This window comes from Eleftheria terrae (genome assembly GCF_030419005.1).
Taxonomy (GTDB): domain Bacteria; phylum Pseudomonadota; class Gammaproteobacteria; order Burkholderiales; family Burkholderiaceae_C; genus Caldimonas; species Caldimonas terrae.
In genome coordinates, this window is sequence record NZ_CP106951.1 from 1,165,022 (window position 1) to 1,177,610 (window position 12,589).

Consider the following 12,589-nt stretch of genomic DNA (forward strand, 5'->3'; position numbering starts at 1 on the left):
GGACTGCCTCAAGCGACAACCGCTCGGGTGGCGTCGGTAGTGGGTGTCGGCGCAGCCGGACGGCGGCTGCGCACTTGTTCGGGATGGATGATCAACGGCTGCGCATGGCCGGCATCGCGCCGCTTGCCGCCCCAGGACGTCCAGCCCAGGCGCGAATGCGGCCCCAGCCGTCCGAGCGGCACCTGGTCGGCCCGCAGGATCAGGCGCACGTCCCAGTCGAGCTCGAAGCCGATGTACTGGCGCACCGCCGCCACCAGCGGCTCCAGCCCTTTTCCGCCAGGCAGGAACTGCTCGTACTGCGCCAGCGTCAGCGGCCCGAGGTGGATACGGAACTTGTGCTGCCGGTCCCAGACGCGGCGGCCCAGCACGGCGCCCACGCCCAGCTGCTTGCCGGGATCGGGCTCGCGGCGCAGCTGGGTGCGCTGGTCGGGCGGCAGGGCCATCCAGTGCGCCACGAACTGCTCGACCCGTGTCGGCAGCCCGAAATAGCCTTGCACGAAGGCCTGCAGGCCGTCGGCATTGCGGGCCTGGCGCACCAGCAGGCCGGCGTAGTAGAGCTTGGCGTTGTCGGGGATCTCGTCTCGCCGCTGCAGCGGCGCGCTGCCGATGCCGAACAGCGAACCGACATAGCTGGCGAAACGGTCGTCCTTCGGCCGGTCCAGCGACACCGTGGGCTGCGCCTGCGCCCAGGCGCGGTAGAACAGCAGCAGCAGCCGGTGGTGGAACACGTCGGCAAAGCGCGCGAAGCCCCGGTCGCCGTGGTGCAGCAGGCGCTCCCGGGCGTAGTCGGTCAGGTGCAGCGGCAAGGGCCCGTTGGGGCCGAACAGGCCGAAGAATCGCACCTCCATGCGCGGCGGCAGGCCCTTGTCATTGAGCTTGAAGCCCGACAAGGAAGCCGGCGCGAAGTCCATCGCCGGCTCCTGGCCCACCCGCACCGGCTCATCCACCGGCCGCATGCCAAGGCCCAGGCGAGGCCGGTCGGTGTAGTGGCACTCGATGCGCCGCATGGTCCAGTAGAAGTCGTGCCGCCAGGGCTGCGCTTCCAACCGGTGCCACAGCTGCATCGGCGCGGCCACGCGCGGTACGCCGGCCGGCCCCGCAGCAGGCGCGGCCACGCGCGGTACGCCGGCCGGCCCCGCAGCAGGCGCGGCCGGCCGCTCCACCGGCTCGGCCGGCGCGCTCACAGGATCGCCCGGCTTCCGCATTTGGGCACCCAGCGCATCAGCTGGCCGCGGCTGGTGGACCGCAGCACGGTCTCGGTGAAGGAGTTGATCGACACGTAGCGGCTGAAGAAGGTCGCCAGCACCGCGCCGAACAGGAAGGCGCTGGCGCCCTGGAAGGCGAATTCGTCCACCTCCAGGCCGATCTCGATGCCGCGGCCGAAGGTGATCGGCCCGGGCACCGGGAAGCGCCGTACGGTGGGCTGAGTGCGCACTGAGCGCAGGCCGTCGATCTGCTTCAGCAGGCTGGCGTCACCGCTCTGCGCGTACAGCGACAACATGTCACGCAAGGCGGCTGCACCTTCGCGTTCGTCGGTGTCCACCAGCGACAGGTAGTTGAGCGAGAGCTGGTTCACGAACTTCCAGCTCATCGCCCCTTCGCGGATCGCCGAATGCGGCCGCGACGGTCCCTTGAGCGCGCGCACCGACTCCACCGGCGCCGCCATGTCGAGCATGAAATCCGTCTTGCCCATGCCCAGCGGCATGTGCAACGGCAGGTCCCGGTTGGTACACAGCGCCGTCACCGCCAACTGGCGCAGGTCTTCACTGAACGGCGCCTCCTTGGGGTCCACCAGCGACAGGAACACCTCGCTGCCGATGTAGGTGGAACGGGCGCCGCGGCGCTTCTGCTCGGCCGACAGCAGGCGCGGCTCGCGCTGCAGGCTGTAGTACGCATGGTGCGCGCCGTCCTTGGCATGGAAGGCAGCGTAGAACGGCAGGAACTTGTGCTCGCTGTCGGCGCCCACCCCATAGCCGGTGACCGAGGTGACGTCGAAGACCTCGAAGTCCATCGGCTTGGTGCGGTCGGCCACCACATGATAGTCGTGCGCGTTGTCGGTGATGTGGATGCGGTCGCAGCGGCGCTCGAACAGGTTGATGGCCGGCGAGCAGTACAGCGAGAAGTTGCCGGCGTCGACCACGTTCTCCAGGCTCGCGTCACCCCGCTCCAGCAGCAGCACCAGTTCCAGCTCATTGCCGGTGTGCCGCTTGATGGCCGGCGCCAGCGAGCCGACGTCGAACATCAGAAAGCGCTGCGGGAAGGTGAAGTACTCCTGCAGCAACCGGTAGCCCTGGAAGTTGCGCAGGCCCACCGGCAGCAAGGCCTCCTCGTCGCCGAAGCCGGCCGGCGTCACCACGCTGCCCGGCAGCTGGTGGTGCCACGGCACCGGCCGCTGCGGCGGCACCACCATGGCGCCCAGGGTGCCGCCCAGAATGGCTTCGTAGAGCTTGTAGGCGATCTCGTCGCCGCCGGAGAGGTGGATGCGCAGCGTGTCCAACGACAGCTGGTTGAAGGTCAGCCCGGCCGTGCAACGCAGCTTCAGCCGCACCCCACCCTTGACGCGCCGGCCGACGGCCAACTGGTTCAGCGGCAGGTCGGGCGCGTAGGAGAAGTACGAGGCCGAGGCGATCTCGATGGGCCACAGCGTGACGTCGTTGGCGGTGCGGAACTGGCACGGCGTCTCGTCTCCCTTGCCGAGCTGGCTGCGCATCGTGCTGCCGCGGGCGATGGTGAAGCCGCGCGCCAGGTTGCCGTCGTTCAGGTCGGGCCGGAACTGCGCCATCACCATGGCCGGCGTCGGCGCAAGGTAGTTCGGGTAGACGATCTCCAGCAGCCGCTGCGTGAAGCGCGGAAACTCCGCATCGATCTTCAGCTGCACCCGGGCCGCCAGGAAGGCGAAGCCCTCGAGCAGGCGCTCGACATACGGGTCGGCCACCTCGATGCCGTCCATGCCCAGCCGGGCGGCGATCTTCGGGAACTGCTGGGCGAATTCGGCGCCCATCTCGCGCAGATGCTGCAGTTCCTGGTTGTAGTAGCGAAGCAGCCGGGGATCCATGTGGAGGTCGGTTCAGCAGGGGGTCGGACGTGCCACCCCGGGGGCGGCGCAGGCAAGAGGCAGAAGAACAGCAGGCCGGTACATCTCGATGGCCGCCTTCCTTTCAGCGGGCCAGTTCCTGGATCTCGACTTGCCCGGTTTCGAGATCGACCTCGGTGCGCAACAGCAGTTCGAAGGGAATCGGCTGGGCCCACAAGTGGCCCGAGATGCGCAGGCTGACCACATTGTGATGGTCCATCTGCAGCTCCGACACCAGCGCCTCGACCTTCAAGGTGGAAGCCATGATGCGGGGCTCGAAATCCATGATGGCCCGCTTGACGTCAGCCTCCAGGTTGACGATGTCCAGCGTGGACGCCGTCTCGCCGGACAGCGCGGGCAGGCCGAAGTTGATCACCGAGCGGTTGGCATGGGGCAGATTCTGCCAGTCGACGTCGCCCGACATGCGGGTGGAGTTGAACAACCATGCCAAGTCACGCAGCACCGCCTCGCGCAACCGTGCCTTGCTCAGCACCCGCTGCTCGCGCGACTCGACCTTGCGGCCCGGGTCGTCGTCGGTCAGCCGGTCCAGCAAGGCCGGTTGCAGGCGCTCCTGCGGCGTCAGCTCGGCCACCGCTTACTCGCCTGCGGGCGCCTCGGCTGCTGCCTCGTCGGCCACCGCGTCCCACTCGATGGTGCGGATGTCCATCAGCGGCACGTCGCCGTTGTCGGTGGTGAGCACGCGCTGGCCCAGGCCGGTGTAGAAGCCGGGCGCCGGCTCCAGCCATTCGGTCTTGCGCGACAGCGCCACCATGCCGTCGGTGGACTGCTCGCTGCCGGGGTAGCGGGTCGGCACCAGGCCCACCGTTTCGCCACCGTTCTCGAACTGAAGGTGCACCGGCATCCAGACCGCGTCGCGCAAGTCGGCCGGCTCTTCCACCGTCAGCTTCGACAGCCGGGCAAACGGCACCCAGTAGTACTTGCCATTGATGATGACCTCGAGCACCGGGCCCAGCCGCATGTCGGCATCGGCGATCCAGGCGAAGGGCGCGTCACCCAGCTTGCCGCTGCTGGCTGGCGCCTGCTCGAATGCTTGGTCGCGCAGCGCCTTGGCATCGGCCGGCTGGCCCTGCCCTTCACGCAGCAAGGCCTCGATCAGCAGGGCGATCCATGGCTCGGGCTCGCCGAACAGCATGGGCACCTTGCGGCCGGCGAACACCTGGCTGCGCAGCATCTCGCACTGGATGGCTTCGCGGTAGGTCTGGGCCATGGCCAGCGCCATCGGGTCGAGCTCGGCCGCGACGTTCAGCTGGTTCAGCGCCCGCTCCCACTGGCCCAGCACGCACAGCAGCTGGAACAGGTAGATGCGTTTCTTCGCGTCGGCCGGCTTGGCGCGCACTTCATCCTGCAGCGCCTTCAGCGCTGCGGCCGGATCACCAGCGCGCAGGTGTTCTTCCGAGGAAAGGGCCATGTCAATTCACCTCCGCGGTGAAGCTCATGCTGCCCCGCTTCAGGCCCCGGTCGTCCTGGCCGACATACTCGGCGGTGATCTTCTGGAACGAGAAGGTGAGCTTCTCCAGGAGCACGTCGCTGCCGGCACCGGCGGTCGCCACGTCGTAGGACGTGATGCGGGCGTTCTCCAGCGTCACCACGAAATAGTCGATCGGCAGGCCACCCGCCTTGCGCACGGTCAGCACCACCTTGGTGAGCAGCTCGTTGTTGCGCATGACCGACATCAGCGCAGTCGATGCGGCGTCCACTTCCTTGGTCACGTGCAGCGATTCAACGGTGGTCTTGGAGGCCGTACCGCCGCCGCCCATGGCACTGGCCGAACGCATGCCCCAGGACCAGCCGACGACGTCGATCTCGTCGCGGTGGGCCTGATCGTTGGCCTCGCCCTTGATACCGCCGGAGCGGCTGCCGTTGACCTTGAGGAACATGTCACCGTGAGACATGGGAGCTTTCGTGAAGTGGCGTGGCGGCCGGAAGCCGCCTGCGCATGTTGTGGCTGAGTACGGCCCTCACCGCGATACGCATGCGCCGCGCATCCCGGTGAGGACCGGAAGGAAAAGGGCGCAGGCCCCTGCGGGCCTGCGTCCAGAACACAGGCGATTAGACCTTGACGTTCTCGGCGATGTTCCAGGCCGACTCGACCACGGCTTCGCCCGAGCCATCCGGCCGCTGGGGGGTGTACTCGATCTTGAACTCGGCGAAGTTCAGGGTCAGGTTCTCGGTGAGGCGGTCTTCACCACCCGAGCCGCCGGTGCTCAGGTTGGAGATGAGGACTTCCTTCATCGTGATCTTGATGTACTCCAGCGGCTTTTCGCCAGCCTTGCGCACGGTCAGCACCGCTTCCTTGTAGTGCTTGCCGTTGCAGCAGGCCAGCATCAGGGTCGGGGTGGACTTGTCGACGTACTTGGTCAGGGAGATGTCCTGCACGGCCACCTTGCCGGAACCGCCGCCACCGCCCAGGTGGGTGGTGCCGGACTGGGCCATGCCCCAGCTCCATGCCAGCACGTCGATCGTGCCCTTGTGCTTGGAATCGACCGATTCGCCCTTGACGTCGTCGATCTTCAGAAACATATCTACAGCCATGTCGCGCTCCTAATTGCTATGACAGTGATGGAAAAGTACTGCGTCTTCTTGTGCTGGCCCTTGCGGGCCAGCGCTTCTGTAAGCCGGCGAGCGGCTTAAGCCCCCTTGACTGACGGCAGCTTGGATACCAACCGCAAGGAGACGGTCAAGCCTTCGAGCTGGTAGTGCGGTCGCAGGAAGAATTTGGAGGTGTAATAGCCGGGGTTGCCCTCGACTTCCTCCACAACAACTTCGGCGGCAGCCAGTGGCTTGCGCGCCTTGGTTGATTCGGACGAGTGGGCGGGGTCGCCGTCCACGTATTGGGTGATCCAGTTCTGCAGCCAGATCTGCATGTCGTCCCGTTCCTTGAACGAGCCGATCTTGTCGCGCACGATGCACTTCAGGTAGTGCGCAAAGCGGCAGGTGGCGAACAGGTACGGCAGGCGGGCCGCCAGGTTGGCGTTGGCCGTTGCGTCCGGATCGTCGTATTCAGCCGGCTTCTGCAGCGACTGGGCACCGATGAAGGCAGCGAAGTCGCTGTTCTTGCGGTGCACCAGCGGCATGAAGCCGTTCTTGGCCAGTTCGGCCTCGCGCCGGTCGGAGATGGCAATCTCGGTCGGGCACTTCATGTCCACGCCGCCGTCGTCGGTCGGGAAGGTGTGGGCCGGCAGGCCCTCCACCGCACCGCCCGACTCGATGCCACGGATGCGCGAGCACCAGCCGAACTCCTTGAAGGAGCGGTTGATGTTGGTCGCCATCGCGTAGGCGGCATTGGCCCAGGTGTACTTGTTGTGGTCGGCCGCGCCGGTGTCTTCCTCGAAGTCGAATTCCTCGACCGGGTTCGTGCGTGCACCATAGGGCAGGCGCGACAGGAAGCGCGGCATCGCCAGGCCGATGTAGCGGGAGTCGTCCGACTCGCGCAGCGAACGCCAGGCCGCATATTCGGGCGTCGAGAAGATCTTGGTCAGATCGCGCGGGTTGGCCAGCTCCTGCCAGGTCTCCATCTGCATGGTGGTCGGCGACGCACCGGAGATGAAGGGCATGTGCGCGGCAGCGCAGACCTTGGCCATCTCGCCCAGCAGCTCCACATCGGGCGGGCTGTGGTCGAAATGGTAGTCGCCCACCATGCAACCGAAGGGCTCGCCACCGAACTGGCCGTATTCCTCTTCATAGACCCGCTTGAAGATCGGGCTCTGGTCCCAGGCCGTGCCCTTGTAGCGCTTGAGGGTCTTGCCCAGCTCGTTCTTGGTGATGTTCATCACGCGGATCTTCAGCTGCTCGTCAGTCTCGGTGTTGTTGACGAGGTAGTGCAGCCCGCGCCAGGCGCCTTCGAGCTTCTGGAAGTCGTTGTGGTGCAGGATCAGGTTGATCTGCTCCGACAGCTTCTTGTCGATCTGGGCGATCATGGACTCGATCGTCTTGACGACATCGGCGCCGATCACCTGGGTCTGCGACAAGGCCTGCTGGGCCAGCGTCTGCACCGCCTGCTCGACCGCGGACTTCGCTTCCTCGGTCTTGGGCTTGAATTCCCGCTGCAGCAGCGAACTGAGTTCGTTGCCCTCGAAGGTCACGCCTTCGAGCTGAGTTTGCTGTTGTTTTGTGTCAGCCATGAGAAAAACTCCTGAGTGGTTCGAGCGACTTCAGTCGAGCGACCTCAGGCCGCACCGCCTTCTTCGGCAGGCTTCTTGTTGGCAGCCAGCGACTGCAGCAGCGCCGGGTCCTGCATGACCTTGGCGATCAGTTCCTCGGCGCCGGTCTTGCCGTCCATGTAGGTGACCAGGTTGGCCAGCTGCTGGCGCGCTTCGAGCAGCTTGTTCAGCGCATCGACCTTCTTGGCCACGGCAGCCGGCGAGAAATCGTCCATGCTGTCGAAGGTGATGTCGACGCTGATGTTGCCTTCGCCGGTCAGGGTATTGGGCACCTGGAAAGCGACGCGCGGCTTCATCGACTTCATGCGCGAGTCGAAGTTGTCCACGTCGATGTCCAGGAACTTGCGGTCGGCCACCGGGGCCAGCGGATCAGCCGGCTTGCCCGACAGGTCGGACAGCACGCCCATCACGAACGGCAGCTGGATCTTCTTCTCGGCGCCATACAGCTCAACGTCGTACTCGATCTGCACGCGGGGCGCACGGTTCCTGGCAATGAATTTCTGGCTGCTGGTGGCCATGTGGATCTCCTAAGTTGAGGACGGACCCCGCGTGCAGTCGCGGCGACCCATAACATCTAAATCAATACGGTCGGGGCAGACGAGTCGGCGACTGCACCGGTGCGGCGGGGCTCGGGATGATCATTCTCTGATACCGGCCAGGTTGCGCACCGTGCTGGCGCCGTCCGGCGTCATGTCCTCGATGATCTCCAGGAAGTTCATCGTCATCAAGCGCTGAGCACGACGCAACAGCAGGGGCGCCGGGTTGGTCGGCTCGTTGCGCTCGAGGAATTCGATCGCCTTGTCCAGCATGCGCATCACATCCTCCCGGCTGCGCATCTCGCCCGGCGGCAGCGCCGGTGCCGCGGCAACCACCACCTGCCCGTCGGCGCCCTCGGTCGTGACCACCACGGTGGCCGCCTCCGGCGCCGGTGCCGCGATCTGGTCGACCAGCTTGGTGACAGCGTTCAGGATGGCCCGCAGCGGGCGGAAGTCCACCGCCTGCTCGGAGCCGACACGCTCATTCAACCAGCTTTGCAGCGCATTGGCCTGCTGGCTGGCCCGCCGCACCCCCTCGACAAAACCGGCCTTGGCCGCCGCCGCTTCGCGGAACGCCGCCAGGACCTCCTGCTCCGACGGCGCGGGCTGGCCGGCCGGCGGCTCGGCGAGAGCCAGTGCATACTCCACCTGACGCACCGTGATGGCACCGCCCCGAGTGCGCACGCAGGGCGACTCGCGCAGCTCCTTCAGGCCCGCTTCCGGGTGGGCCAGCGGTGCCAGCGCGTTCATGCGCATGATGGGATCGTACCCGTCATCCGGATCCAGCTGAGGATACAGCTGATCCCAGTAGCGCTCGCACAGGCCGTGCAGAAGTTCAAGACCATGCCCCAGGCCCACCGGCCCGGCCGTACGAGCCAGGCCGCGGGCCAGGTAGGTGGCCACGCGCAGGTCCTTGGTGCGGCCGAGCAGCTCGGTGGCGCTGTCGATCACGACGTTCCAGTCGGGATCTTCGGCGGCCACCACCGTGTCGCCAAACTGCTGCTCCGCCTTGCCGCGGGCCGCCTGCTCCAGCGCCATGAACTGCGCGTCGTACTCCAGGTCCTCGCCGCAGGGCGAAGACTCGGAGACAGGAGCGAGCAGGACGTCGAGAGCTATCACGGAAGGAACCTCAGCAGGCACTTGTTGCGCCATTTGTTTGGATTGCCGGCAGTCTAGGATCGCACCCCGGCAGGCGCCACCCCAAGGGTTAGGGGATCGCTGGCCGGCGCGCCCTCGCGCCCACAACGCGCCTATACCACGTCCAGACCCCGATCGCACGCCCCGCCCACCACCCGCTTGCCGAGGCCGCCCCCTAGTTCTTGGTGGTGCACAGCAGCAAAGCTTTCTTCCGGGTCCTGCGCGACCCATAATCGTGCGGCGCCGGCGGTCGCGAGCCGCGCATTTGGCTGCCCGCGACCGCCGCCCCCGATGTTCCTGCCCGAGATCGTTGCCCCAAACGGAAACCAGAGATGAGCCGACACCTGCCCGACCTGCTGAAACGGATCTTCGTGGTCGGCCTTGCCGCCCTGCTGTGGGGCTGCTCCAGCACGCCCAAGCCCACGCCGATCGAGATTCAGCTGACCGGGACGGCCGACCTGAACCCGGACAGCCGCAATCGCCCGTCGCCCGCCATGGTGCGCGTCTATGAACTGAAGTCGCCCGCCGCCTTCGAGACCGCCGATTTCTTCTCGCTGTTCGACAAGGACCGCGAAACGCTGGCGGCCGACCTCAATGCGCGCGATGAATTCGTGCTGCAGCCGGGCAAGACGCTGTCGATGAAGCGGGTTGCCAAGCCCGACACCCGCTATATCGCGGTGCTGGTGGCCTACCGCGACCTGGAACGCTCGCGCTGGCGCGCCGTGGGCGCGCTGCCGCTGGGCAAGTCGCAGGTGGTGCGCATCACTGCAGGGCCGCGGGTGGTGGACCTGGCCATCTCCAGGAAGTAGGCGTCCGGCGCCGTGGCGGCGGCCGGTGCAGGGCACCACCGCCGAGATCGAATTTTCATTTTCACGTCCAGAGCAGGGAAGCGGATTTCATGTCGAGCTTTCGCCGTGTGGTGTGGACGGAGGGCATGTTCCTCCAGCCGCAGCACTTTCAACAGCAAGATCGCCACATCGAGCGCTGGGTCGACCAGCGCTTGTCCACCACCGCGCCCTATCGCTGGGGCTGGGTCGAGTACGAGCTGGACGATGCCAGCCTGATGCTGGGCCGGGTGCAGCTGGTCAAGATTCGCGGCGTGCTGCCCGACGGCACCCCCATCGACGCGCCCGCGCTCGACCCGCTGCCGCCGGCCTTCGATTTCCCGTCCGACGTCAAGGACAGCGTGGTCGTGCTGGCCGTGCCTTCGCGCCGGCCTACCGCCCAGGAAGCGGGCCTCGACAGCGAAAGCGATGCCGCCCTGCTGCGCTACCTGGCGCGTGACGTGCAAGTGCAGGACGCTTCGGCCGACTTCGAGAACCAGGCCGACATCCAGGTGGGCGACCTGAACGCCCGGCTGATGCTGCAGCGCGAGGCGAGCGAAGCCTACCAGTCGGTGGGCGTGCTGCGCGTGATCGAGCGCAAGGCCGACAACCAGCTGGTGATCGACCGGCACTACGTGCCGTCCATGCTGTCGATCGCAGGGCATCCACGCCTGATCGGCTATGCCCGCGAGGTGCAGGCACTGCTGGCGCAGCGCGGCGAGGCGCTGGCTGCGCGCATGGGCAAGCCCGGCGCGGGCGGCGTGGCCGAGATCGCCGACTTCCTGATGCTGCAGACGGTCAACCGCTACGAGCCGGTCTTCACCCACCTGACCAAGCTCTACCAGGTGCACCCGGAGCTGCTTTACCGCACCTGCCTGGAAGCCGCCGGCGACCTGGCCATCTTCGGCAGCCCGACCCGGCGCCCGCGCGCCATGCCCGACTACCTGCACGAGGACCTGGAGCGCTGCTTCAGCGTCGTGGTGGCCGAGCTGCGCGCGCTGCTGGGCACCGTGCTGGAGCAGCGCGCCATCGCCATCGAGCTGATCGACCGCAAGTACGGCGTGCGGACCGCCTCGATCGCCGACCTGGAGCTGATGAAGAGCGCGAACTTCGTGCTCGCCGTCAATGCCCAGCTGCCCGGCGAGCAGCTGCGAACCCGCTTCCCCACACAGGTCAAGCTGGGGCCGGTGGACAAGATCCGCGACCTGGTCAACCTGCAGCTGCCCGGCATCACGCTGCGCGGCCTGCCGGTGGCGCCGCGCGAGCTGCCCTACCACGCCGGCTTCCACTACTTCGAGCTGGAACGCCACGGCGACCTCTGGGAGCAGCTGAAGAAGTCAGGCGCGATGGCGATGCACATCGCCGGCGAGTTCCCCGGCCTGCAGCTGGAGTTCTGGGCCATCCGGGAGCGCTGAGGCGCACCGAACCGCCCCGCCCTTCCCTTATGCGGCCCGTGCCCTGAGTTGACCGACTTGCGCACTGGCCCCGCCCCACCGCCTTCAAGGTGCCTCCCATGAGCCCATCCAACGATCCGTTTGCAGGCTTCGACGTCGGGCAGACATTCGTGATGCCCACCCCGGGCGCACGCCCGGCCACGATGGCCGCCCCTGCCCAGGGCGGCTTCATGCGCGAAGCCGCGCAGGACATCGCCTGGCATCCCGCCGGCTTCAACCCGCTGATCGCCGCGGCCAACCCGCTGCTCAACATGATCCCGCAGATGCGGACGATCACGGTGCACCAGGACGTGGCCGGCCTGCGCGACAACCTGGCCCAGGGCATCCGGCAGTTCGAGAATGCCGCGCGCTCGGCCAACATCGCCAACGAAAAGGTCATTGCCGCCCGCTACATCCTCTGCACCGTGCTCGACGAGACGGCCGCCAGCACACCCTGGGGCGGTTCGGGCGTGTGGGGCCGGCACAGCCTGCTGGTGATGTTCCACAACGAGGGCTGGGGCGGCGAGAAGGTCTTCCAGCTGCTGACCCGGCTGGCGCAGAGCCCGGCCGACAACATCGAGCTGCTGGAGCTGATCTACACCTGCATCGCCCTCGGCTTCGAGGGCCGCTACCGTGTCATCGAGAACGGCCGCACCGAACTGCAGGTGCTGCGCGAGCGGCTGGCCCAGCTGATCCGCCGCCAGCGCGGCAGTTTCGAGCCGGCACTGGCCAAGCACTGGGCACCGGCGGTCCTGCCCAAGCGCAAGTGGTCCACCGCCATGCCGCTGTGGATCTTCGGCGCGGTGGTGGCCCTGCTGCTGCTGCTCGGCTACATGGGGTTCAGCTATGCGCTGAACCAGGCGTCGGATCCGCTGTTCGCCTCCATCACCGGCCTGAAGGCCCGCAAGACGCAGATCGCGCCGCCCGCCCCGCCGCCGGCGGCGGCCCCGCGCCTGGCGCACTTCCTGGCGCCCGAGATCGCCGCCGGCCTGGTGGACGTGCGCGACTTCGCCGACCGCAGCATCGTCACCATCCGCGGCGACGGCCTGTTCGACCCCGGCAGCGCGACGCTGGCAGTCGCGCGTGAGCCGCTGATGCGGCGCATCGCCGAGGCGGTGGAATCGGTCAAGGGCCGCGTGCTCGTCACCGGCCACACCGACAACCAGCCGATCCGCTCGGCCCGCTTCCCGTCGAACTGGCACCTGTCGCAGGAACGCGCCAAGTCGGTCGCCAACCTGCTGACCAGCAAGATCGACGCAACGCGCATCCAGGCCGAAGGCCGCGCCGAGTCCGAGCCGGTGGCGCCCAACGACACGCCGGCCGGCCGCTCCAAGAACCGCCGGGTCGAAATCACGGTGTACGTCGCCAAGCCGGCCTGAGGCCCGCGCGCGCATCGAAGGAATGA

General features: G+C 67.2%; 12 protein-coding genes. 3 read left to right on the forward strand and 9 right to left on the reverse strand.

Going from position 1 to position 12,589, the window contains the following annotated elements; all coding sequences use genetic code 11:
- Positions 1 to 8: 8 nt before the first annotated feature.
- The 9 genes from tssG to tssA form a co-directional block, all read right to left on the reverse strand.
- Positions 9 to 1,184: a type VI secretion system baseplate subunit TssG gene (gene tssG / locus N7L95_RS05170; protein WP_301258751.1), complete on the reverse strand. Its 1,176-nt coding sequence runs from the start codon at positions 1,182 to 1,184 to the stop codon at positions 9 to 11.
- Positions 1,181 to 3,055, reverse strand: a complete 1,875-nt coding sequence (tssF, locus tag N7L95_RS05175; RefSeq protein ID WP_301258752.1) for a type VI secretion system baseplate subunit TssF — start codon at positions 3,053 to 3,055, stop codon at positions 1,181 to 1,183. Before tssF ends, tssG begins: the two co-directional genes overlap by 4 nt.
- 103 nt (positions 3,056 to 3,158) lie before the next feature.
- Positions 3,159 to 3,665 carry a type VI secretion system baseplate subunit TssE gene (tssE, locus tag N7L95_RS05180; RefSeq protein ID WP_301258753.1) on the reverse strand — a complete coding sequence of 169 codons (507 nt, stop codon included), beginning with the start codon at positions 3,663 to 3,665 and terminating at the stop codon, positions 3,159 to 3,161.
- 3 nt (positions 3,666 to 3,668) lie between these two features.
- Positions 3,669 to 4,502, reverse strand: a complete 834-nt coding sequence (locus N7L95_RS05185; protein ID WP_301258754.1) for a type VI secretion system accessory protein TagJ — start codon at positions 4,500 to 4,502, stop codon at positions 3,669 to 3,671.
- A gap of 1 nt (position 4,503) precedes the next feature.
- Positions 4,504 to 4,986 carry an Hcp family type VI secretion system effector gene (locus tag N7L95_RS05190; protein WP_301258755.1) on the reverse strand — a complete coding sequence of 161 codons (483 nt, stop codon included), beginning with the start codon at positions 4,984 to 4,986 and terminating at the stop codon, positions 4,504 to 4,506.
- Positions 4,987 to 5,143: 157 nt separating this feature from the next.
- Positions 5,144 to 5,626, reverse strand: a complete 483-nt coding sequence (locus N7L95_RS05195) for an Hcp family type VI secretion system effector (RefSeq protein WP_301258756.1) — start codon at positions 5,624 to 5,626, stop codon at positions 5,144 to 5,146.
- A gap of 95 nt (positions 5,627 to 5,721) precedes the next feature.
- Entirely contained in the window at positions 5,722 to 7,215 is a 1,494-nt protein-coding gene (gene tssC, locus N7L95_RS05200; protein WP_301258757.1) for a type VI secretion system contractile sheath large subunit, read from the reverse strand.
- Between the two features lie 44 nt (positions 7,216 to 7,259).
- Positions 7,260 to 7,772, reverse strand: coding sequence for a type VI secretion system contractile sheath small subunit (tssB, locus tag N7L95_RS05205; RefSeq protein ID WP_301258758.1), 513 nt, complete (start codon positions 7,770 to 7,772; stop codon positions 7,260 to 7,262).
- A 120-nt stretch (positions 7,773 to 7,892) separates the two neighbouring features.
- A complete protein-coding gene (gene tssA / locus N7L95_RS05210; RefSeq protein ID WP_301258759.1) occupies positions 7,893 to 8,909 on the reverse strand; it encodes a type VI secretion system protein TssA in 1,017 nt (338 codons plus the stop codon).
- A gap of 350 nt (positions 8,910 to 9,259) precedes the next feature.
- On the opposite strand from tssA, the gene tssJ reads away from it, so the two are divergent.
- From tssJ to N7L95_RS05225, 3 genes are all read left to right on the forward strand, one after another.
- The gene (tssJ, locus tag N7L95_RS05215) at positions 9,260 to 9,736 is read left to right on the forward strand and encodes a type VI secretion system lipoprotein TssJ (protein ID WP_301258760.1); all 477 of its coding nucleotides are present in this window, start codon (positions 9,260 to 9,262) and stop codon (positions 9,734 to 9,736) included.
- Between the two features lie 89 nt (positions 9,737 to 9,825).
- Positions 9,826 to 11,166 carry a type VI secretion system baseplate subunit TssK gene (tssK, locus tag N7L95_RS05220; RefSeq protein WP_301258761.1) on the forward strand — a complete coding sequence of 447 codons (1,341 nt, stop codon included), beginning with the start codon at positions 9,826 to 9,828 and terminating at the stop codon, positions 11,164 to 11,166.
- A 98-nt stretch (positions 11,167 to 11,264) separates the two neighbouring features.
- Positions 11,265 to 12,563, forward strand: a complete 1,299-nt coding sequence (locus N7L95_RS05225) for a DotU family type VI secretion system protein (protein ID WP_301258762.1) — start codon at positions 11,265 to 11,267, stop codon at positions 12,561 to 12,563.
- Positions 12,564 to 12,589: the final 26 nt, after the last annotated feature.